General features: G+C 59.4%; 20 protein-coding genes. 15 read left to right on the top strand and 5 right to left on the bottom strand.

Features of this window, described 5'->3' with window-relative positions; genetic code table 11:
* Window positions 1-354 precede the first annotated feature (354 nt).
* From PZ897_RS13960 to PZ897_RS13950, 3 genes are all read right to left on the bottom strand, one after another.
* Window positions 355-1,725 carry an aspartate aminotransferase family protein gene (locus tag PZ897_RS13960; protein WP_275753045.1) on the bottom strand — a complete coding sequence of 457 codons (1,371 nt, stop codon included), beginning with the start codon at window positions 1,723-1,725 and terminating at the stop codon, window positions 355-357.
* A gap of 23 nt (window positions 1,726-1,748) precedes the next feature.
* Window positions 1,749-3,233, bottom strand: a complete 1,485-nt coding sequence (locus PZ897_RS13955; protein ID WP_275753044.1) for an NAD-dependent succinate-semialdehyde dehydrogenase — start codon at window positions 3,231-3,233, stop codon at window positions 1,749-1,751.
* A gap of 116 nt (window positions 3,234-3,349) precedes the next feature.
* Window positions 3,350-3,850, bottom strand: a complete 501-nt coding sequence (locus PZ897_RS13950) for an Lrp/AsnC family transcriptional regulator (protein WP_275753043.1) — start codon at window positions 3,848-3,850, stop codon at window positions 3,350-3,352.
* 65 nt (window positions 3,851-3,915) lie between these two features.
* Here PZ897_RS13950 and PZ897_RS13945 point away from each other — a divergent pair, with 65 nt between their 5' ends.
* From PZ897_RS13945 to doeB, 10 genes are all read left to right on the top strand, one after another.
* Window positions 3,916-5,304 (top strand): PLP-dependent aminotransferase family protein, encoded by a 1,389-nt coding sequence (locus tag PZ897_RS13945; protein WP_275753042.1) that lies wholly within the window; start codon window positions 3,916-3,918, stop codon window positions 5,302-5,304.
* 315 nt (window positions 5,305-5,619) lie between these two features.
* Window positions 5,620-6,639, top strand: a complete 1,020-nt coding sequence (dctP, locus tag PZ897_RS13940) for a TRAP transporter substrate-binding protein DctP (protein WP_275753040.1) — start codon at window positions 5,620-5,622, stop codon at window positions 6,637-6,639.
* Between the two features lie 87 nt (window positions 6,640-6,726).
* Complete coding sequence (locus tag PZ897_RS13935; RefSeq protein ID WP_275753038.1) at window positions 6,727-7,305, top strand: TRAP transporter small permease; 579 nt, start codon at window positions 6,727-6,729, stop codon at window positions 7,303-7,305.
* A gap of 12 nt (window positions 7,306-7,317) precedes the next feature.
* Window positions 7,318-8,601: a TRAP transporter large permease gene (locus PZ897_RS13930; RefSeq protein ID WP_275753036.1), complete on the top strand. Its 1,284-nt coding sequence runs from the start codon at window positions 7,318-7,320 to the stop codon at window positions 8,599-8,601.
* Window positions 8,602-8,613: 12 nt separating this feature from the next.
* On the top strand, window positions 8,614-9,051 hold the full coding sequence (locus PZ897_RS13925; protein WP_275753034.1) for a universal stress protein: 438 nt from the start codon (window positions 8,614-8,616) through the stop codon (window positions 9,049-9,051).
* Window positions 9,052-9,105: 54 nt separating this feature from the next.
* The gene (locus PZ897_RS13920; protein WP_275753032.1) at window positions 9,106-9,903 is read left to right on the top strand and encodes an aspartate/glutamate racemase family protein; all 798 of its coding nucleotides are present in this window, start codon (window positions 9,106-9,108) and stop codon (window positions 9,901-9,903) included.
* Window positions 9,900-10,904 (top strand): hydroxyectoine utilization dehydratase EutB, encoded by a 1,005-nt coding sequence (eutB, locus tag PZ897_RS13915; RefSeq protein ID WP_275753030.1) that lies wholly within the window; start codon window positions 9,900-9,902, stop codon window positions 10,902-10,904. Before PZ897_RS13920 ends, eutB begins: the two co-directional genes overlap by 4 nt.
* Before the next feature lies 1 nt (window position 10,905).
* Window positions 10,906-11,898: an ectoine utilization protein EutC gene (gene eutC, locus PZ897_RS13910; RefSeq protein ID WP_275753028.1), complete on the top strand. Its 993-nt coding sequence runs from the start codon at window positions 10,906-10,908 to the stop codon at window positions 11,896-11,898.
* 30 nt (window positions 11,899-11,928) lie between these two features.
* Window positions 11,929-13,116 carry an ectoine hydrolase DoeA gene (gene doeA / locus PZ897_RS13905; RefSeq protein ID WP_275753026.1) on the top strand — a complete coding sequence of 396 codons (1,188 nt, stop codon included), beginning with the start codon at window positions 11,929-11,931 and terminating at the stop codon, window positions 13,114-13,116.
* Window positions 13,117-13,122: 6 nt separating this feature from the next.
* On the top strand, window positions 13,123-14,112 hold the full coding sequence (gene doeB / locus PZ897_RS13900; protein WP_275753024.1) for a N(2)-acetyl-L-2,4-diaminobutanoate deacetylase DoeB: 990 nt from the start codon (window positions 13,123-13,125) through the stop codon (window positions 14,110-14,112).
* A gap of 109 nt (window positions 14,113-14,221) precedes the next feature.
* Here the strand turns inward: doeB and PZ897_RS13895 are convergent, their stop codons facing one another.
* Window positions 14,222-15,712, bottom strand: a complete 1,491-nt coding sequence (locus PZ897_RS13895) for an aldehyde dehydrogenase family protein (RefSeq protein WP_275753023.1) — start codon at window positions 15,710-15,712, stop codon at window positions 14,222-14,224.
* 3 nt (window positions 15,713-15,715) lie between these two features.
* Window positions 15,716-16,822 (bottom strand): mandelate racemase/muconate lactonizing enzyme family protein, encoded by a 1,107-nt coding sequence (locus PZ897_RS13890; RefSeq protein ID WP_275753022.1) that lies wholly within the window; start codon window positions 16,820-16,822, stop codon window positions 15,716-15,718.
* A 113-nt stretch (window positions 16,823-16,935) separates the two neighbouring features.
* On the opposite strand from PZ897_RS13890, the gene PZ897_RS13885 reads away from it, so the two are divergent.
* The 5 genes from PZ897_RS13885 (at window position 16,936) to PZ897_RS13865 (ending at window position 22,648) form a co-directional block, all read left to right on the top strand.
* Window positions 16,936-18,408 carry a PLP-dependent aminotransferase family protein gene (locus tag PZ897_RS13885; protein WP_275753021.1) on the top strand — a complete coding sequence of 491 codons (1,473 nt, stop codon included), beginning with the start codon at window positions 16,936-16,938 and terminating at the stop codon, window positions 18,406-18,408.
* A gap of 206 nt (window positions 18,409-18,614) precedes the next feature.
* Window positions 18,615-19,691, top strand: coding sequence for an extracellular solute-binding protein (locus PZ897_RS13880; RefSeq protein WP_275753019.1), 1,077 nt, complete (start codon window positions 18,615-18,617; stop codon window positions 19,689-19,691).
* Window positions 19,692-19,798: 107 nt separating this feature from the next.
* A complete protein-coding gene (locus tag PZ897_RS13875; protein ID WP_275753017.1) occupies window positions 19,799-20,911 on the top strand; it encodes an ABC transporter ATP-binding protein in 1,113 nt (370 codons plus the stop codon).
* Between the two features lie 10 nt (window positions 20,912-20,921).
* Window positions 20,922-21,791, top strand: coding sequence for an ABC transporter permease (locus tag PZ897_RS13870; protein ID WP_275753016.1), 870 nt, complete (start codon window positions 20,922-20,924; stop codon window positions 21,789-21,791).
* Window positions 21,791-22,648 (top strand): ABC transporter permease, encoded by an 858-nt coding sequence (locus tag PZ897_RS13865; protein ID WP_275753014.1) that lies wholly within the window; start codon window positions 21,791-21,793, stop codon window positions 22,646-22,648. Before PZ897_RS13870 ends, PZ897_RS13865 begins: the two co-directional genes overlap by 1 nt.
* Window positions 22,649-22,684: the final 36 nt, after the last annotated feature.

Raw genomic sequence — 22,684 nt, 5'->3', positions numbered from 1 at the left:
CACGGGCAGGGGCAGTCACGTTGGCGCCGGATGCAAACGGCCCGGCTGCCGTGATCACGCTGGCGGCAGCGGTTGTTGATGAGCCTCTGACAGGCTGGCAGGGCGCATCGCCGTTCCGGTCGTGTCGGCGCGGTAGCGCAGAGCCGTGCCGTGCCGTCGTGTTCGGCGGGGAAGGCTCACAAAAAAACCAGCCCCCGAAGGAGCTGGTTCACGTTAAAAGGCAAGGCTGCCGACCCGGACTCCTGTCAGGCCTGAAGCGCGTCGCATCAAGCCGGTTCCGGGTGACGCACTTCAGGCTCTTTGTTTATGCATGTCGTTGTCGCAAAATCGCTGCACACTTTTGCGCGACATGCATTAGCCGAGGACTTCCTTGACGGCTTCCGCCATCGCCGCAATCACCGTGTCGGCCTCTGTCTTTGACAGGCAGAGTGGCGGTGCGAAGCCGATGATGTCGCCCTGGGGCATGGCGCGGGCAATGACGTTTCGCTTGAGCAGGGCCGCGGCCACCTGCGGGCCGATCTTCTTCGACGGATCGAAGAAGGCGCGGTCTGTCTTGTCTTCAACGAATTCGACAGCACAGAGCATGCCTTCGCCGCGCACGTCGCCGACATGGGCGTGGTCACCGAGGGCGTCGCTCATCGTCCTGTTGAAATAGGCGCCCATGCTGCCGGCATTTTCAACCAGACCCATGGAGTCGATCAGCTTGAGATTGGCCACACCAGCGGCTGCGCCGATCGGGTGGGCGGAGTAGGTCCAGCCATGACCGATAGGGCCGTTCTCGTCGGTGCCCTGTTCCAGCACTTTCCAGACCTTGTCGGAGATGATCGATCCCGACAGTGGCGCATAGGCCGACGTCAGACCCTTGGCGATGGTGATGATGTCGGATTCGATGCCGTAATGATCGGAGCCGAACATGGTGCCGAGGCGGCCGAAACCGGTGACCACTTCGTCGGCGATCATCAGAATGTCGTGCTTCTTCAGCACCTTCTGGATGGCTTCCCAGTAACCGGCCGGCGGCGGCACCAGGCCACCGGTGCCGAGCAAGGGTTCGCCGATGAAGGCGGCAATCGTGTCGGCGCCTTCGTGCGCGATCAGGGCTTCAAGTTCGCTCACGCAATGGGCGACAAACTGGGCTTCGGTCTGGCTCAGATCGGCGCGGCGGAAATAGTCCGGCGCGACCGTGTGCTTGACCTGCGACAGCGGCAGATCGAACTTCTTGTGAAAGACTTCAAGGCCGGTCAGCGAACCGGTCACCAGGCCGGAGCCGTGATAGCCGCGCCAGCGCGAGATGATCTTCTTCTTCTCGGGGCGACCGAGAATGTTGTTGTAATACCAGACCAGCTTGATGTTGGTTTCGTTGGCGTCAGAGCCGCCGAGGCCGAAATAGACCTTCGACATGTTGGACGGCGCCCGGTCGAGCACCATCTTGGCGAGCGTAATCGAGGCCTCGGTGCCATGGCCGACATAGGCATGGTAATAGGCCAGTTGCTTGGCCTGGGCGGCGATCGCATCCTGGATCTCGGCGCGGCCATAGCCGACATTGACGCAATAAAGCCCGGCAAATGCGTCGAGCAGCCTGTTGCCGTCACGGTCATCGATGAACACGCCGTCGCCGCCGGTGACAATGCGGCTTGAGCTTTCGCCGCGCGCGTGCTGGGCGAGATGGGTTGACGGGTGGAAGAAATTCTCCCGGTCCCACTGGGACAGTTGGTCGTTGGTCAGCATTGTTGTGTCCTTTTTGAAATGTGTCATGCCCAGTCGCGGCAGACATATTTGACCTCTGTGAAGGCCTCCATGCCAAGGCGCGAGCCTTCGCGTTCCAACCCGGATTGTTTCATCCCGCCAAAGGGAATCGGTGCGCCGGTCACCTTGGTTCGGTTGATCGCGACCATGCCGAACTGCAGCGCCCGGCTGGCGCGGTAGATCCGGCGCGGGTCCTGGGTGTGCAGATAGGCGACAAGTCCATACTCGGTATCATTGGCTTTTTGCAGCACCTCTTCTTCGGTGTCGAACGGCGCAATGGCGGCGACCGGACCGAAGGTCTCTTCGTGCATAATGAGCGCGCCGGCAGGTACATCTGCAAGCACCGTGGGCTGAAAGAACAATGGGCCGGCCTTGTGCTGGTCCCCGCCGGTCAGCAGTCTGGCACCCTTGGCAAGCGCATCGGCGACGTGCTCCCGCTGCTTGGCGACGGCTTTGTCGTTCATCAGCGGTCCGATGTCCCGGTTGTCCATGCCGATGCCCACCGTCAGTTTTGCCGTTGCGTCTGCAAATCTGGAGCAAAACGCATCATAGGCCGGCCGCTCGATGAAGAAGCGGTTGGCGCCCAGGCAATCCTGGCCGGAAGTCGCGAATTTTGCCTTGATGGCCTCGGCAACCGCCTTGTCCAGATCAGCGTCGGCAAACACGATGAAAGGTGCGTGGCCACCCAGTTCGAGCACCAGCCGTTTGACCGTGTCGGCGCTCTGCCTGTAGAGCAGTTTGCCGATTTCGGTGGAGCCGGTGAAGGAGACAGCACGGACCCGCTTGTCGGTCATCCAGGGTTCGACGACGACCGGCGCGCTGCCGGTGACGACATTGAAGACACCCGCGGGGAAGCCGGCGCGCTCGGCAAGCTCGGCCAAGGCGAGAGCTGAGAAAGGTGTTTCTGCGGATGGATGCGCCACGACGGTGCATCCGGCGGCGAGGGCTGCTGCTGCCTTGCGGGTGAGCATGGCGGAGGGGAAATTCCACGGTGTGATCAGGGCCGCGACGCCGACGGGTTCGCGCCAGATCTCGACTTCCGCGTCAGGCAGATGCGAGGTGACGCTTTCGATGTTGGGGCGCTTGGCCTCCTCGGCAAAGAACTCGACAAAGGACGCGCCGTAGTCGATCTCGCCGCGGGCTTCGGAAATCGGCTTGCCTTGTTCCAGCGTCATGATCCGGGCCAGATCCTCCTTGTGTTCCAGCATCAGCTCGAACCAGCGGCGCAGAATGACTGATCGCTGCTGCGGCAGCAGTGAAGACCATGCGGCAAAGGCATTCTGAGCGGCATCAACGGCCCCGATGCTGTCCTTGGCGGAAAGACTGGCGACATCGCCAAGGTGACTACCATCGGCCGGGTTGGAGACCGCGAACATCTGGGCTGCGGCTCCGGCTGTCCAGCGCCCGCCTATATAGGAAAAGCCCCGGAACAGGGCGGGATCGGACAGCTCGAACTGCGTCGTTTTGAATTTCGTTTGAACAAGGGACACGGCGTTGCTCGCGGGTTGGGTTGATGTGCTCAGACTTTAGCCGGGTCCGCGAAGATGAATTCTCTGATGGCTGTGCTTCTGCCAGAGGTTTCATCCATTGTTTCGCCCTTGGCAGGCTAATTCGTCTCCGGCGCCACAGCGGTCAGAATATCGAAAGGCGGAACTGTCGAATGCTTGACCGGTTTGGTGACAATGTAGGTAAAATACCGCGCCAGCCCGGCTTTGTGCGTGAGCAAATCGTCAATCAGCCTCTGGTAGCTGTCGATATCTCGGGTGATGACATGGAGCAGGTAATCAAAGCCGCCACCCAGGGCCCAGCATGACATGATCTCGTCATAGCGAGAGATCGCCTGCTCAAAGGTCTGGAAGGTCGCCGAGCGATGGTTTTCCAACTCGATCATGACGAAAACCGAAACCTGCGGTCCGATATGGCGCAATTCGATATCGGCATGATAGCCAGAAATGATTCCGGCTTTTTCCAGCCGACTGAGCCGTTCCCAGCAGGGGGTCGGGCTGAGGTTGACCCTTTTGGCCAGTTCGGATTTGGATATCCGACCTTCCCGCGACAGCGTCGCAAGAATCTTGATGTCGCGGTCATCGAGTTTGAGTGAGGCCATGGCGATGACTTTTGATGCAGCAATGAGGGGTTGTCAATTTAACTGATTGAGGTCATCAGTAAATCATGACAATTTGGCCTCCAAAACCACAAGACCTGCGCCGCCCTGCCTACAAATCGCTTGCCGCCGCCCTGATCCGGGCGGTCGACGCAGGTGAGTTGCGCAACGGCGACAGGCTGCCGACCCACCGCACCCTTGCCTATGATCTGGGGCTGAGCGTGCAGACAGTCAGCAGGGCCTATGATGAATTGATCCGAAGGGGCTTCATCGCCGGCGAAGTCGGGCGCGGAACCTTCGTCAGGGTCGGGCGCAGCGACACCAAAACCCCGTTTGTGCCTGACAGCCAGAACGGCGAGTTTATCGACTTTTCGCTGCTGATGCCTGTGTTTGAGAACCTGCACCTTGCCGAAATGCAGCGGGCTCTGGCCCGGCTTGCGACCGACATGCCGGCCTCGACGGTGTCCGCCTTCAGGCCTTCAACGGCGTTGCGCAAGTACAATGACGCCGCTGCGAACTGGCTTGCGCTGTGCGGGCTGAAGCCCTCCTCCCAAGGGCTGCTGATGACCAATGGCAATACCTCGGCGATGACAATCGCGCTGATGACCGTGGCCAGCACTGGTGACCTGATCGTGACCGAGGAGTTGGGGCACCACACGCTCAAGGCGCTTTCTCGGTATCTGGGATTGCGGATTCAAGGGCTGGAAGTCGACATGGAGGGCATTGTTCCATCGGCTTTTGCTGCTGCCTGTGAAAAATCCCAAGTCAAGGCGGTCTATCTGATGCCGGCCGGATTGAATCCACGCGCCGTCACGATGTCGGTTGAACGGCGGCGGGAGCTGGTGGCGCTGGCTCGACGCTATGATGTGCTGATCATCGAAAACGATGCCTGGGGGCCGCTCCAGCCCGGCAGACCTGATCCGATTGCTGCGATGGCGCCGGAGCGAACCTTCTATTTCACCAGCATGACCAAATGCATCATGCCAGGCCTCAGATTTGGCTATCTGACGATGCCGGAAGCCTTTGAATCGGCCGCCGCCAACCGGCATCTTGTGACCAGCTGGATGGCCACCCCGTTGATGGCCGAGATCGGCAGCCGGTGGATTGATGATGGCACGGCAGAGCGGCTGCTGAACTGGCAGATGCAGGCGCTGGGCAGACGGAATGAACTGGCCGCTGAGGTTCTTGCAGGAATTCCGTTCCACTCCAGCAGCAATGGAATGCATATCTGGCTGCCCATTCCAGGCTCTTGGACCGAAGACGGGTTTGTGGCCCATGCCCGGCTCAACGGAGTGGCTGTGGCGCCCGGGTCAGCGTTTGCCATGTCCGAAACCGTGGCCAAGCACGGCGTCCGTATTTGTCTGGGAGCCGAAACGGATCAGGCGTTCGAGCGCGGATTGACGGTGATATCGCGTCTCGCTCGCAGCAATCCCGAGCCGGCATTGCTCACATTGTAGCGGCTGGTACGCTGCGCGCGGCCGGGGCCGGATGCCGCGGTCGCGCGGGCATCTCGTCCGATGGCGCAATAGTGAACTGCAATAATTGTCATGATTTAATAATCGCATTGACTCTTTATTGTCCTTCTTTAATCTCTTAAAAGTCATAACAATAAAGAAGTGAGGGGGCTGGGTTCACCGCTTTCCACTCGCTCAGTCATTGGGGGACGCCGGCGACATCAAGTGCGCTCGCTTTTTGTCTGCCCGCAGATTTTTGCACCGGCACGTTGGCCGGACAGTGATGCGAACAGATAATCATTCAGAGAGGAACCAACTATGAATTCGACACTCCGCACTTTTCTCGGTGGCGTTGCTGCCGTTGCCATTCTTGCAACCGGCACGATCGGCGCGCAGGCCGACAGCTGGAAATACGCGTTCGAAGAATCCCTGACCGAGGTTCAGGGTGTTTATGCAACCAAATTCAAGGAATCGGTCGAAGCCAATTCCGATCATACGATTGAGCTTTTTCCCTACGGGACCCTGGGTGAATCGGCCGATATCATGGAGCAGGCCCAGGCCGGAATCCTGCAGTTTGTCGATCAGTCACCCGGCTTTACCGGTGCGTTGATTCCGGAGGCACAGGTGTTTTTCGTGCCCTATCTGCTGCCAACCGATCAGGCGCATCTCGCCCGGTTCTACAAGGAAAGCAAGGCGATCAACGAGGATTTCGAAAGCCTGTATGCCGAACAGGGCCTTGAGCTTCTGGTGATGTTCCCGGAAGGCGAAGTGGCGATGACCACCAAGGAGCCGGTCAGGAGTTGCGCCGATCTCAACGAGGTCAAGTTCCGCGTCATGACCAACCCGCTGCTGGTTGAATCCTACAAGGCATTCGGCGCCACACCGACCCCGCTTCCATGGGGCGAAGTGTACGGCGGCCTGCAGACCAACATCATCCAGGGACAGGAGAACCCCACCTTCTACCTGTATTCGACCGGACTGTATGAAGTGACAGATTACATCACCTATGCCGGGCATAATAATTTCACCACGGCAGTGATGGCCAACAAGGATTTCTATGATGGCCTCGGGGATGGCGACAAGAAGGTCATCGAGGACGCTGCCGCCTCGGCCTATGACTACATTGTCGAATACCAGAAGGGACTGGCCGACAGTGAACTGAAAAAGATCATGGAAGCCAAGCCGGAGATGACCGTCACCGTCCTTACGGAAGAAGAGCGCGCCTGCTTCAAGGCCGCCGCCGCTGGCGTCGAAGCCAAATTCATCGAAATGACAGGCGAGAGCGGCAAGGCAATCCTTGATCAGATGAAGGCTGACCTGGACGCAACCAAGGGCTGATCTGTTCCGGATTGCAGGTATCGATACTTCCGGAGGCCGTTTGAAGATGGCCTCCGGTGCGGTCAGCCAACAAGCCGGGAGGCTATCTTGGAAGAGCTAACGGAGCACAATCCGCACGAATCCTCGCTACCGGGCTTTCTGGGCGTGATCGATTCGACAATCAGCCGGGTGGAGTCCGTACTGCTCGCCGCCGGCGTGCTGCTGATGGCGGTCAATACGATTGCCAATGTCGTCGGGCGGTTTGTGTTTCAGTACAGCCTGTTTTTCTCCGAGGAACTCAACCGGATCCTCATCATCCTGATCACCTTCGCGGGCATCAGCTATGCTGCCCGCCAGGGCCGCCATATCCGCATGTCGGCGATCTACGATGCGTTGCCGGCCAGGGCTCGCAGGAGCTTCATGGTGTTCATCGCGGCGGCCACTGCCGTGACGATGTTTGCGCTCTGCTACTTCTCGATCGGCTATATCGGAAAGGTCGCCACATCCGGCCGCGTACTGCCTTCGCTTCAGTTGCCGGTCTACTGGATCTTCCTTTGGGTGCCGATCGGCTTCTTCATGACCGGACTTCAATATGCGTTGACCGCGGTCAAGAACCTGACCGGAAAAAACATCTATCTGTCGACCCGCGTGCTTGAGGGTTACGACGATGACGAACTCGAGGTTTGAGGAAGACGATCCATGGCACTGACCATTTTCCTGATCATGATCGTTCTGCTGCTGCTCGGCTTTCCGATGATGATTCCGCTGCTCGTCTCCACCTTTGTCGGCTTTGTCTTCATGTTTGGCGATCTGGGCAAAATGGACTTCATGGTTCAGCAGATGATTGCCGGCATCCGGCCGGCGTCGCTGATTGCCGTACCGATGTTCATTCTTGCCGCCGATATCATGACCCGCGGTCAATCGGCCAACCGGCTGATTGACATGGTGATGAAGTTCGTGGGTCACATCAAAGGCGGGCTGGCGGTCAGTACCGCGGCTGCGTGCACGCTGTTCGGCGCAGTATCCGGCTCGACCCAGGCGACGGTTGTCGCCGTCGGTTCGCCCTTGCGCCCGCGCATGCTCAAGGCCGGGTACAAGGATTCCTTTGTTCTGGCGCTGATCATCAATGCGTCGGATATCGCGTTCCTGATTCCGCCATCGATCGGGATGATCATCTACGGGGTGATTTCCAGCACATCGATTTCCGAGCTGTTCATTGCCGGGATTGGCCCGGGGCTGCTGTTGCTCGTGCTGTTTTCCGCCTACAGCATGGTCTATGCGATTGTGAACAAGGTTCCCACCGAGCCCAAGGCGACCTGGGCTGAACGGGGTGAATCGGTCAAACGGGCGATCTGGCCGCTGGGTTTTCCGGTGATTATCGTTGGCGGAATCTATGGCGGCATTTTCAGCCCGACCGAGGCCGCTGCAGCTTGCGTGCTCTATGCAGTCATTCTCGAATTTATCGTCTTCAGATCCCTGAACCTGCCCGATATCTACCGGATCGCCAAATCTACGGGGCTGATCACGGCCGTTGTGTTCATTCTGGTTGGCGCCGGGGCGGCCTTTTCCTGGGTGATCTCATTTGCCCAGGTGCCGCAGGAGATCCTGGCGGCTGTCGGAGTCGCGGATATGGGGCCCAAGGGGGTGTTGGCGGTCATCTCGATCTCCTTCTTCATCGGGTGCATGTTTGTCGATCCCATCGTGGTCATTCTGATCCTGGTTCCGATCTTTGCTCCGGTGGTCAAAACGGTGGGTCTCGACCCGGTGCTGGTGGGAACGATCATCACGCTTCAGGTGGCGATCGGGTCGGCAACGCCGCCGTTCGGCTGTGACATCTTTACGGCGATCGCCATCTTCAAGAGACCCTATATCGAGGTCATTCGCGGCATCTTTCCGTTTACGGTGATCCTGCTGTGCGTCTCTGTAGCCCTTATTTATTTTCCGCAGATCGCTTTGTTCCTGCGCGATCTCGCATTCCGGTAAGGGGATAGATCGATGTTTGAGCGAATCCTGGTTGCGGTCGACGGGTCGGAAGGCTCCAAGAAGGCGCTGATGCTGGCGTCGAAACTGCAGCAAACCTGTGGCTGCGAGCTGTTGATTCTGACGGTGTTTCGTCATCACTCACTTCTGGAGGCATCAACGTCGATGGTGCGACCGGAAGACCCGGAAAACCTTGATGACTCGATGCGTGATTACGCCAAGGACGTTGCCGAGGAGGCGAAGAAGATCGCCGCCGAAGCAGGTGCGGATCAAGTTCGCGCATTTGTGAAGGCCGGCCAGCCAGCGCGAATGATTGTCCAGTTTGCGCAAGATCACAAGGTGGACCTGATCATCGTCGGCAGCCGCGGCCTGGGCGACATGCAGGGATTCCTGCTGGGCAGTGTCTCTCACAAAGTCACCAGCCTGGCGTCCATTCCGGTGATGGTGGTCTAGCGTTTTTGTCAGCAGGACAGTGAATATGTCCCATGAAGTGGGGAGGAACGGCGTATGACTGCAGTCAAAGCCTTACAATCGGCAGAGATCGTCCGGTTTGATGACGCCAGCGCGACTGCCCGGTTCGGGCTCATAGCTCTCGCAACCGACATGACCAGCGAGCGTGACCTTTACCGGCAATTGCCCGGCGACAGTGTTGCCATCCATGTCACACGGGTTGCTTTCGAGAACCCGACGACACCGGAGAACCTGCGGAAAATGGCCCCGCGTCTCACCGACGCGGCGGCATTGCTGGCGCCGTTGCAGCCGCTCAGAGCGATTTGCTACAGTTGCACCTCGGCTTCTGTCGCCATTGGCGACGACAGCGTCACAGCGTCGATCCAGGCGGGTATCGGCAATGTTCCGGTGGTCACGCCTTCGGGGGCGGCGCGGCTGGCTCTTGCGGCGCTCGGGGTCCGGCGTCTTGCACTCCTGACGCCTTACCTCGTTGAGACCACCCAGCCGATGGCAGAATATTTCACGAAACACGGGCTGGAGCTGTGTCGTGTTGAATGTCTCGGCCTGGAGGATGACCGCGAGATGGCGCGGGTGAGTGACCGGACCATCCTCAACGCCGCGATCGCGGTTGACACGCCCGATGCGGAAGCGCTGTTCATATCCTGCACCGGGCTGCCGGCAATCAACGTCATCGCCGAGCTTGAGGAGCGACTCGGCAAGCCGGTGGTGACCTCCAATCAGGCCAGCGCATGGGCGATGTCCCGACTCGGCGGTTTTCACGATCACAAACCCGCGCGGTTCGGCCGGCTGTTTGAGCGTGAGTTGCCGGACCATGCTTTCGGTGCGGTCGCATGAGCACGTCACACGCCTTTGTCGATCTCGGCGAAATCGAGCGGGCACGCGTGGCCATCGCGGGTACCGTGCGCACCACACCGGTCAATCTGTCCGTCTCACTGACAGATCTCGCCGGTGTGCCGGTTTCCCTCAAGCTGGAACACACGCAGATCACCGGCAGCTTCAAACTGCGCGGGGCAACCAATGCGGTTGCGTGCCTCTCCGATGACGAGAAGCGCCGTGGTGTTGTCGGTGTGTCGACCGGCAATCACGGGCGGGGTCTTGCCTATGCTGCCAGGGCGGCCGGGGTGAGATGCATCATCTGCATGTCACGGTTGGTTCCGCAGGCCAAGATCGACGGGATCAAGGCGCAAGGCGCCGAAGTGCGGATTGTCGGCAGCTCGCAGGACGAGGCGCAAGGGGAGGTCGATCGTCTGGTGACTGAGGACGGCATGATCATGATCCCGCCTTTCGATCACCGCAAGATCATTGCAGGGCAAGGCACTCTTGGGCTCGAACTTCTGGAACAGGTGCCGGATGTGGCCACCGTTCTGGTTCCGGTTTCCGGCGGCGGCCTGGTCTCCGGTGTTGCCGCCGCGATCAAGGCCAGACGGCCGGATGTCCGGATCGTCGGGGTTTCGATGCAACGTGGTGCGGCCATGCATGCCTGTCTTGCAGCCGGCAAACCGGTGCTGGTCGAAGAGTTGGCCACGCTCGCCGACTCGCTCGGTGGCGGCATTGGGCTGGATAACCAGCTGACATTTGCCATGACCCGCGATCTGGTCGACGAGGTGGTGCTGGTCAGCGAGGCGGAAATAGCGGCCGCGATCAGGCATGTCTACTGGCAGGAACGGCAGATCATCGAAGGCTCCGGGGCTGTCGGGGTTGCGCTGTTGCTGGCGCGCAGGATCGAAAGCGCCGGACCTGTCGCAGCAATTCTGAGCGGCGGCAATATCGACATGAAACAGCACCATCGCATCATCTCCGGTGAAGATGTCGATGTCACAAAAGAGGTTGCATGACATGGCCCGCATCAAGATCCTGACCGAGGCGGAATTGCGTGGCGTGGTGGGGCTTGATCTCGACGCCGTCGATTGCATCGAGCAGGCCTTCGCCGCACTGGCGACCGGCGATGTGGTGATGCCGCCGATCCTGTCGATGGCGATCGCGGCGTTCAATGGCGAGGTTGATGTCAAAACCGCATTCGTGCCGGGCATCGACAGCTTTGCCATCAAGATCTCGCCCGGCTTTTTCGACAACCCGAAGATCGGCCTGCCAAGCACATCGGGACTTATGGTGCTGTTTGCGGCAAGAACCGGCATGCTCGAGGCGTTGCTGCTCGACAATGGCTACCTGACCGATGTGCGCACGGCAGCGGCCGGCGCGGTTGCGGCAAGGCACCTGGCCCGTGCCGATGCGTCAACGGCTTGTATCCTGGGGGCGGGCGTGCAGGGCAAGCTGCAACTCAAGGCGCTTTGCCTGGTGCGCCCGATCAAGACGGCGACCATCTGGGCGCGCGATCCGGACCGGGCCATGATCGCTGCTGCTGAAATGACGCGAGAGCTGGGCATCGAGGTCACCGCTGCCACCGAGATTGCGGCAGCGGTGTCTGCGGCCGATGTCATCGTCACCACGACACCGGCGTCAAAGCCGATCCTGCGAAGCGACTGGTTACGGCCGGGGCAGCACATCACGGCCATGGGCTCGGACCAGGACCACAAGAACGAGCTCGATCCGGGCTGCTTCGCCAAAGCAGAGCTTTATGTTCCCGACCGGCTGACACAAACCCGCACCCTGGGTGAATTGCGGTCGGCCATTGCCGCCGGTGCCGCAACGTCGGATGCGGATTTTGCAGAACTGGGCATGATCGTCGCCGGCAAAGCCAAGGGCAGGCCGTCCGACGACGCAATCACCATTGCCGATCTGACCGGTACCGGCATCCAGGATACCGCCATCGCGACATTTGCCAGCGCGCGTGCCCTGGCGGCGAAGGCTGGTTCAGACTTTTCAAACTGACTTCCCACCAAGAAAGGAAAATCCCCCCGAATGTCCGCGCCAGTTCTTAATTTCAGCAGGGACGAATATTCGCAGCGCGTCGCCAAGACGCGTGCTGCCATGGTCAAAGCAGGTGTCGATGTCATTGTCGTGTCCGACCCGTCCAACATGGCATGGCTGACGGGCTATGACGGCTGGTCATTCTATGTCCACCAATGCGTGGTGGTCGGTCCGGACGGAGACCCGATCTGGTTCGGCCGCGGTCAGGATGCCAATGGCGCGCGGCGCACCTCTTACCTGGCTGAGAGCACCATCATCGGCTATGCGGACAATTATGTTCAATCGACCGAACGTCATCCGATGGATTATCTCTCGGCAAAGCTTGATGAGCGCGGATGGGGCAACAAGCGCATCGGCGTCGAGATGGACAATTACTGGTTTTCAGCGGCTGCCTTTGCCTCCTTGCAAAAGCACTTGCCCAATGCCCGGTTTTCCGACGTCACGACGCTGGTGAACTGGCAACGGGCGGTCAAGTCGAGCCAGGAGCTTGACTACATGCGCAAGGCTGCGCGTCTTGTCGAGCGGATGCATCAGACGATCTTCGACAAATGCGAGCCCGGCTACCGCAAATGCGACCTCGTGGCCGACATTTATGAAGCCGGTCTGCGCTATGACGACCACCTCGGCTTTGGCGGCGACTATCCGGCGATCGTTCCGCTGTTGCCCTCGGGCGCTGACGCGTCGGCGCCGCATCTGACCTGGGACGACAAGCCGATGAAAAGCGGCGAGGGCACCTTCTTCGAAATTGCCGGTGTCTACAAGCGCTACCATTGCCCGCTGTCGCGCACGATGTTTCTGGGCAAGCCGACGCAGACATTCATCGATGCGGAAAAGGCTGTTCTCGAAGGCATGGAGGCCGGGCTCGAGGCTGCCAAGGCGGGCAATCTGTGCGAGGATATCGCGATCGCCTTCTTCAAGGTGCTGACCAAGTACGGGATCAGCAAGGATAACCGCACCGGCTATCCGATCGGTCTGTCCTATCCGCCAGACTGGGGCGAGCGCACCATGTCGCTGCGGCCCGGGGACAAGACCGTGCTTGAGGAAAACATGACCTTCCACTTCATGACCGGGTTGTGGATGGACGACTGGGGTTTTGAGATCACCGAGAGCATCGTCATCGGCGCAACCGGCTCCGAGTGCCTGGCCAATGTTCCGCGCCGCCTGCTGGTGAAGGATTGATCGCCCATGTCCGTCAATCCAATTACACCGACAATTCCGCTGAACGAAGATGGAGTGCATCACGGTTTTCTCCGCCTGCCCTATAGCCGTGATGATTCCGCCTGGGGATCGGTGATGATCCCCATCACCGTGATCAAGAACGGAATTGGGCCCTGTGCGCTTCTAACCGGCGCCAATCACGGGGACGAATATGAAGGCCCGGTTGCGCTGATGGATCTGGCCGTGTCGTTGAAGCCGGAGGATATCGAGGGCCGGGTGATCATCGTGCCGGCCATGAACTATCCGGCGTTCAGGGCGGGAAGCCGCACATCGCCGATTGACCGGGGCAACATGAACCGGTCCTTTCCCGGTTCGCCAAGCGGGACTGTCACGGAAAAGATCGCGGATTACATCCAGACCGTTCTGTTGCCGGAAGCCAGTATCGTGCTCGACTTCCATTCAGGCGGCAAGACGTTGGATTTCATTCCCTTCGCTTCTGCCCATGTGCTGGAAAACAAGGATCAGCAGGCGGCCTGTGTGGCCGCAGTCGAGGCGTTCAATGCCCCCTATTCGATGATCATGCTCGAGATCGACAATGTCGGCATGTATGACACGAGCGTCGAAGATCAGGGCAAGACCTTTGTCACGACCGAACTTGGTGGTGGCGGCACCTCGACAGCGCGGTCCAATGCCATTGCCAAGAAGGGCGTACGCAATGTGCTCATTCATGCGGGAATCATGAAGGGCGAGCTGGAGATCGCGCCCTCGGTGATGCTCGACATGCCTGATGATGATTGTTTCGTGTTCTGCCAGGATGACGGCATGATCGAGGCGGTGCGGGATCTGGGTGACGAGGTCAGGGAAGGCGAAGTTGTCGCCCGCGTCTGGCCAATTGACCGGACAGGCAGAGCGCCTGTGGATTACCGCGCCAGGCGCGCGGGGATCGTGGCTTCACGGCATTTTCCAGGGTTGGTCAAGGCCGGAGACTGCATGGCAGTGGTGGCGGTGAAGGTCTAAGCCGGCTGCGTGATGACGGCAGATCGCCCATTCAAGAAAAAGACCCGTCAAAGTTTGGCGGGTCTTTCCAGTCTTCAGATGTTGCGTGCCGGACCGGAATTACATCCGTTCAGCCAATTCGGGCGGCAATGCTCTTGGTCTTGCAATAGCTCTTGAGCCCTTCAAGGCCCTTTTCTCGGCCGAAGCCTGACTGCTTGTTGCCGCCGAACGGCACTTCGATGCCACCGGCAAAATATTCATTGATGTAGACTTGCCCGGCATCGATATCGCGCGCGAGCTGATGCGCCCTGGAAAAGTCACGGGTGAACACGCCTGCAACCAGCCCGAAGCGGGTGCAATTGGCCAGGTGCAGCGCATGGTCTGCATCGTCAGCTTTCTGGACTGTGAGAACCGGGCCAAAAATCTCTTCCTGAACCAGTTCGTCGTCCTGCGGCCGGCTGGCGACAATCGTCGGTTCGATGAAATAGCCCTTGCCGGATTCGGCTGCCGTTGCGGCAAGTCCGCCAGCCAGGAATTCCGCTCCACGCTCGCGGGCCCGGTCGAGAAATCCGAGGATCTTGTCGCGCTGGGCGGCTGAATTGACCGGCCCCATATCCGGCGAGCGGAGGCCGTGGCCCAGGGAAATCGCGGCTGCTTTCTTTGCCAGCGTCTCGACAAAACGGTCGTGAATGCCGGCCTCGATCACCAGGCGCGACCCGGCCGAGCAGATCTGTCCGGCGTGCTCGAAGATGGCGCCGGTCACATTGGCGATGGCGGCGTCAAAATCACAATCATCAAGAACCACGACCGGCGACTTGCCGCCGAGTTCCATCACCGAGCGGGTGACGTTTTCGGCGCAGGCGCGCATCACGTGGGCTCCGGTGGCAACCGAGCCGGTGAAAGTGACGTGGTCGATGCCGGTGTGGGCAACGAGAGGCGCGCCTGCCTCCACTCCGGTGCCGGTGACGACATTGCAGACGCCTGCGGGCAAGCCGGCCTGGGCCAGCAATTCCGCCAGAAGAAGCGCCGTGAACGGGGTCTGTTCGGCCGGTTTGGCGATCACGCTGCAGCCGGCGGCCAGCGCCGGCGCCATGCCGCGAGCAGCCGTCGAAATCGGGAAGTTCCAGGGAATGATATGGGCTGTCACGCCGACGGGCTCGTGCTGGCTGAAGCCGACATAACCGGAAGGCAGCGGAAACACCTGGCCTTCGAGCTTGTCACATGCGCCTGCGTAATACTCAAAAGTGCGGGCGGCGCCGGAGACATCGCCACGGGCTTCGCCAATCGGCTTGCCGCTGTCCAGGCACTCGGCTATGGCCAGCCGCTCGGCATTCTGCCGGATCAGTTCGGCTGTGCGGTTGAGAACACGGCCGCGGTCTGCCGGTGGCGTACGGCGCCAGACGGCAAAGCCCTTGCGCGAGCTGGAGACAGCGTCGGCAATGTCATCGGCGTCACCGCGGGCAAAATCGGCAAAGGCTTCCCCCCGACCGGGATCTTCGCTTTGCATCGATCGCCCGGAGCGCGAGCGGCGAAACTCACCGTCGATAAAATGGCCCTGGGGAAGACGAAGACTGGAGGCGTCCGTCAGATACTTCAGCAAGCCGTCGGGTTGTGTCAGCATTGTTCAGGCTCCCAAAGAACTGATCTGGTGTTTGGACTGCTCCAGCCAGGCCGGGCTGATCTCGACGCCCCAGCCGGGGGCATTCGTAACCGTGGCCTTACCATCGACGATTGTGTAGGGTGACTCGACAAACAGACCGTACTGCCACGGATAGTAATCCTCGACCTCGATGGAGAATTCGAGGTATTTTCCGGCATTGGGGATGGCACGCAGCATGTGCATGGTGAACAGCGTCACCATCGACCAGTTGGCGCTGTGCGGCGTGCATGGCAGTCCGGCCTTGTGGGCCATGTCGGCAACCCTCAAGGTGCGTGTGAGGCCACCCAGATAGCAGATGTCGGGTTGAATGATGTCGACGGCTTTCATGTCGATCATCCAGCGCCAGTTCGGCAGTTCGCAGTCCTGTTCGCCGCCGGTGATATCGATCGACAGCGCTTGGGTGACTTGTCTGGTTTGCTCGTATTCCCAGTAAGGGCAGGGTTCTTCGAAATGGCTGATGCCGTTTTGCTCAAGCATCTTGCCGATTTCGATTGCCTGATCCGGGCTGTAGCAGGAGTTGGCGTCAACCAGCAGTGCGACGCTGTCATCCATAGCCTTGCGCATGGTGGGGACGATTTCCTCGGTGCGGCCGGGCCATTCGTCCTTGCCGCGCCCGCATTCGGCGCCAATCCGGAATTTGAAAGCGTCGAAGCCGAATTCGTCGCGCAGGCGGCTCAAGCGTGCCGCCTCGTCCTTTGGTGTGATGTCGCGTTTCATCGACGACGCATAAGCACGGAGGGGACCCGGCGTGCCGCCGATCAGCTCGCAGACCGGCTTGCCTTCCAGGCGGCCGCGCAGATCCCACAGCGCCGTGTCGAGGCCGCCGATCGCGCGCTTCAGATAGGAACCGGGGAATTTATGCTCTTTCTCGGGGATGAGATCGACAAGGTAATCGATATCGAGTGCCGATTGACCCAGTGCATAGGGTGCGACCTGCCGATGCACGATTTGTGCTGTGATATCTGCGTAATAGGGTGCCACCTGGCCCCAGCCAATATCACCGGTGTCCGTCGTGACCTTGACGAAGCAGACGAACTCATTGGTGAACGTTTCGATATGAGAGATTTTCATAATTTACAAACCCGTGCCGATGTTTCAGGAACCGTAGCGGGAAGATTGGACTTACGATAAGGTCCAATCTGGCAAAGATTGCAGACCAGTTTTCGATTCTCCGGAGTATTGTTATGAAAACCAAGGCGGGGGCCATTCTCTCCTCGATTCGCATCGACCGGACCGAGGACCGTAAAATCAGTGTGCAACTCTATATGGGGTTGCGCGATATCATTCTCTCGGGCGGCTTGAAGGGCGGCGAGCGATTGCCGGCAACCCGGACCCTGGCCAGCGAAGTCGGCGTGTCGCGGACAACGGCGCTCGATGCGGTCGGGCGGCTGATATCGGAAGGGCTTCTGGAGTCGCGGATCGGCGCGGGGACCTTTGTCAGTCACACGATGACCGGCCGGACGCCGGTCAAGCGCAAGCCCTCCGGAAGCGATCCGGGAACACAGCCGCGGTTGTCGCACTCGACGGTCATGGCGCGGCAATTGTTTGCCGAGCGGCGGCGGCTGCCGCACAAGTCGCAAGCTTTCGTCACTGCGCTGCCCGCACTCAACTCTTTTCCGATGGCGCAATGGGCGCGGCTGTCGGCACGCCACCTCAGGTCGGGCAGGGATGCTGTGATGGGGTATGGCAGTCCGTATGGATTGCCCCGATTGCGTGCGGCCATTGCAACCCACCTCAACGCCAGTCGCGGAATCCAGTGTGACCCTGAACAGGTCTTTGTCGTTGGCGGCGCGCAGCAGGCCTTCTCGGTTATTGGCGGCATGCTGCTCGACCTGGGCGAAAAGGTCTGGTTTGAAAACCCCGGCGCCATCGGCGCGCGCAACGCCTTCATATCGCAAGGGGCCGAGCTGGTTCCGGTGTCAGTGGATGAGGAGGGCATTGTCGTTGCCGAAGGTCTGGCCAAGGCGCCGGATTTCAGACTGGCTTTCGTCACCCCCTCGCATCAGCAGCCGTTGAGCAAGGTCATGAGCCTGTCCCGCAGGCTGGCGCTGCTGGATGCGGCTGACCGGGCTGACGCCTTCATTGTCGAAGACGATTATGATGGGGACTTCTATTTCGGCGGGCAGCCGCTGCCGACCCTGAAGAGCATCGATACGAACGGGCGGGTGATCTATGTCGGCACCTTCTCCAAGACCCTGTTTCCGTCACTGCGGCTTGGATTCCTGGTGGCGCCGGCCAGTATGGTCGATTCCTTGTCGGCAATCTTTTCCGCCGCCCTGAGTGGCGTGCCGACCTGGCCGCAGGCGATTGTTGCCGATTTTATCGACGAGGGGCATTTCTCGACGCATATCAGAACCATGCGACAGCACTATAAGAAACGCCACGAGATCGTGCATGAGCATGCCAGGCAATTTGCCCAGCACATGCATGTCCAGCGCGCATCGGCTGGGTTTCACACGGTCGGCTATTTCAAGGCGGAGCAACCGGACGAGAAGGACTTCGTCGACAGGGCTCGTGCTGCGGGACTGACCCTGTCGGGCATCGGACGCTATTGTTTGACGCCGATCGATCGCAAAGGTGTGGTGATCGGCTATGGGGCAGCCAGCGAGAGCGAAATCCGGCAGGGCATGGAGGTGATGGCGCAATTGTTCGCATGACAGGCCAGGGTCTGCCCCGGCCTGTGACGTGGGCGGCACTCGATTGCAATCCGCCACAGGCGGGGTAGGATGCTGTCATAAAGTGGTATGGAAAATTATCTATAATGGATATGCGGTGCAGTCCAATGAGGGGCTACGCTTCTTGTCATCTGCGCGGGTTATAACAATAATGCGCTGATCTTCAGAGGGTATAAAGGGAGTCTAACATGATCATGAAACTAGCAATTGCCGGGCTGTTGGCCACAACCGTCATGGCAGCCGGACCGGCGCAGGCGGAGACCTTGCGCCTTTTGACCTGGGGCTCCTATGCTCCTGACGAGTTGGTGAAAAAGTTTGAAGCGGCCAATCCCGACATCACTGTCGAGGTGACGTTTTCGAACAACGAGGAAATGATTGCCAAACTGCGCGCGACCGGTGGTGCCGGATTCGACCTGGCTCAGCCGAGCCACGACCGTATCTATGCCGTGCAGCAGGAATACAACATCTACAAACCACTGGATCTTTCCAAGATCAATGTCGACGCCATGCAGGCCAAGCTGCTTGACGGCGTGAAGGCCAACACCACGATCGATGGCGAAGTCTATGCCGTGCCGCACCAGTGGGGTACGTCGGGACTGATGGCCAACAAGACATCGGCGCCCGATGTCAAGGCGTGGGGCGACCTGTGCGACCCGCAATACAAGGGCAAGACCTCGATGCGGCTGAAGCGCACCATCCTTCTCGGGATGGCGTTCGACATGGGCGAAGATCCGTTCGCAGCCTATGCCGATCTCGACAAGTATCAGACCATCCTGGACAAGGTCGCCGACAAGCTGATTTCCTGCAAGGACAATCTGAAGGCCTACTGGAAGGGCGGCGACGACCTTTCGGCGATGATGATGTCCGGCGAGATCGTGGCGTCGGAAACCTGGGACTCGACCGCCTACAAGCTCCATGGCGAAAACCAGGATATCGTGTTCGTGCCGCCGAAGACCGGTGCGCTTGCCTGGATCGACACCTTCGCCATTCCGCGCAAGGGTGAAGCCGACGATGCCGCCTACAAGTGGATCAACTTCGTGCTCGAGCCCGAAAACGTGAAGATCATGTCGGCCAGCACCGGCGCCATCGCCGCTGTTGAAGGCGGCAAGGATCTGCTGCCGGATGACAAGAAGGCTGCCGTCAATGCCTCCTTTACCGACGACGACATCAACAATCTGAAGTTCTTCGCCAACATCCCGGCCGGTGTCGAGGACATGGAAGGCAAGACGCTTGAAAAGATCAAGGCTGCCACCGGTTCCGAGTAGGCCTGACACCACGATCTTGTATTCGTGACGAGATGCGGCTGACCCCGTCAGGGCTCGGCCGCATCAAAATCTCCATAGACTTCTGACGTTACTGCACAGGGCACTCGATGCAATCAATCACCGAGAACGATCTGGAATGCATCCAGATTCAAAAGCACTTCGGATCGGTCCGAGCCGTTGATAATGTCTCATTCGAGATCCCCAAGGGTTCGTTCTTTTCGATCCTTGGTCCGTCGGGATGTGGCAAGACCACCCTGATGCGGATGATCGCCGGATTTGAGCAGCCAAGTTCCGGAGACATCCGGATCAAGGGGAATTCGGTGATCGGCACGCCGCCAAACCGGCGCAACGTGAAAATGGTGTTCCAGCACCTCGCCTTGTTTCCGATGATGAATGTCTATGAAAATATCGCTTATGGCCTGCGGTGCGCCGGAGCCTCGAAAGATGTCATCCGCACCAAGGTGCACGATGTGCTCGAGCGCATTTCGCTGCCTGATGTCGCCAACCGTGAAATCACCCAGCTCTCCGGCGGCCAGAAGCAGCGCATCGCGATTGCCCGCTGCATGGTTCTTGATCCTGACGTGCTGCTGCTCGATGAGCCGCTTGGCGCGCTGGATCTGAAGCTGCGCGAGGCGATGAAGATCGAGCTCAAACTGCTGCAGCATCAGTTTGACACGACCTTTGTCTACATCACCCACGACCAGTCCGAAGCCCTGGTCATGTCGGACAATGTGGCGATCATGAACGAGGGCAAATTTGTCCAGATCGGAACGCCGCAGGAGCTCTATCATAACCCTACCGCAGCATTTGTCGCCGGGTTTGTCGGCGACACCAACCGCTGGGCCGGGCGGGTTATCCGCGCCGAAAACGGCACTGTCGAAGTCGAAACCGAAGCAGGTCTGACCATGCGCGGTTCGGTGCGTGGATCTGGCGCTCCCGGTGTGGGCGACACGGTCAGCGCCTTTGTCCGGCCGGAGTTCATCACGGCGGAAAAAACCACCGGTCAGCCCAAGGTGGCGGACCAGACCCACAATGTCATCAGTGGCAAGATCGACAGCATTCTGTTTAACGGCGCCAACAGCCGCGCGCTGGTGCGTGACCGGGCGGGCGAGCTTATCGAGGCGGATGTGGTGTTGACCGGCGGGACACAGGACCTGAAGCCAAAAGATGACGTCACGCTTTCATGGTCTTGCGAACAGACCATGAGCTTCAAGGGTTGAGGGCGAACAGATGATGCAGAACGATATCAAACGGCTGTCGCTGTTTTTGCTGTTTGCACCGTTCGCGCTGTGGATCATTTTGCTCATTGTCCTGCCTCATCTCGGGATGTTCTACATATCCCTGCAGGAGAAGGTCGGGCCGCGGGTGTATGAATTCGGGCTTGCGAATTACATCAATTTCTTCAATGAGCCGATCTACTGGAACACCCTGATCCGCACCGGATCGATGTCAATGCTGGTCACCGTGCTGGCGCTGCTGTTGGGATTTCCGATCGCCTATTACATTGCCAAGATCGCCGGTAACCGCACCCGTGGCGCGCTGTTCCTGATGTGCCTGATTCCGCTTTGGGTCAGCGACCTGATCCGTGCCTTCGGCTGGATCCTGCTGCTCAGGGAAACCGGCATCATTTCCAGCAGCCTTCAGTGGGCCGGCCTGATCAATACCCCGATCGAATTTCTCTACAATGATGCGGCGGTGATCATGGGACTGGTCTATACGGTCATCTTGTTCATGATCGTGCCCCTGGTTTCGACACTCGATGGCATGGACAATTCGATGATCGAAGCCGGCTACAACCTCGGCGGCAACGGCCCGACCGTGCTCAGGCGGATCATCATTCCGTATGCGATGCCGGGTATCGTCTCGGGTTGCATCGTGGTGTTCATGCTGACGGCAGGCAGTTACCTGACCCCGATCCTGCTCGGCGGCAAGAACTCGAGCTGGTTCACCGAACAGATCTATGACCAGTTCATCACCCGCTACAACTGGGAGTCCGGTGCGGCGTTCGGCTTCCTGCTGCTGGCGTTCACCTCTCTCGTGATCTGGGGCGGGTTGAAACTCTCCGGACAGACACTCAACAGCACGGTGGCGAGAAGCTGATGGCGATCAAACCCAATACCGCGTTTCTCACCAGCTATCGCATCTATGTGGCGGCCTTCTTCGTGTTTCTGGCAGCGCCGCTGGTTGCGGCGGGCATGTTCGCCTTCAACGATTCGGTGTTTCCGTCGTTGCCCTGGCAGGGATTCACGCTTGACTGGTTTTTCAACGATAGCGAGCCGAAGCTCGGCATGTTCCATGACCGCAGACTGTTGCGCGGGCTTTATTATTCTTTCGTCATTGCAAGCTTCGTTTCGCTGCTTTCGGTGTTTGTCGGCACCTGCAATGCCTTCCTGTTCGTGCGCTGCCGGTTTCCGGCAAAGGATTTCTTCTACATCATGATGGTGGTGCCGCTGGTCATTCCCGGCGTCATCCTGGGGATTTCGATCCTGTTGCTCGCCAGCAATATCGCCAATGGTGCGGAAGAGAGCTTGTCGCTTGATCTGGATTTCCTGCGGCCGGGAATCGTGCTGGTGGTGCTCGGGCAGTTCTCTTTCATCACCACCATCACTTCGCTGGTGATCATTGCCAGGTTGCGCAAATTCGACCAGTCGATGGAAGAGGCAGCCTACAATCTTGGCGCCAGCCGGGCGCGGGTGCTCAGGACGATCACGCTGCCGTTCCTTTTTCCTGCAATGGCAGCGGCCGGTATTGTGGCGTTTCTGGTGTCGTTTGAAAACTTCAACACCACGTTGTTTCTTGTCGGATCGGAAGCGCCGTTGACGATCACCATGTATGACCGGATGGTCAAGGTCGGCTCGACACCGGTGCTCAATGCAGTGTCTTTCTTCCTGATGGTCGGCTCGGCGCTGCTGGCGCTGGTGTCAATCCTGGTGCAACGCGACAAACCCCAAACCTGAACCGCAAACCAAAACACCCGAACCAAAGACTGGCGC

The organism is Hoeflea sp. YIM 152468 (genome assembly GCF_029210485.1).
Taxonomy (GTDB): Bacteria; Pseudomonadota; Alphaproteobacteria; order Rhizobiales; family Rhizobiaceae; genus Hoeflea.
Note: the sequence above shows the minus strand (reverse complement) of the source record. Positions and strands in the feature narration are given on the sequence as shown.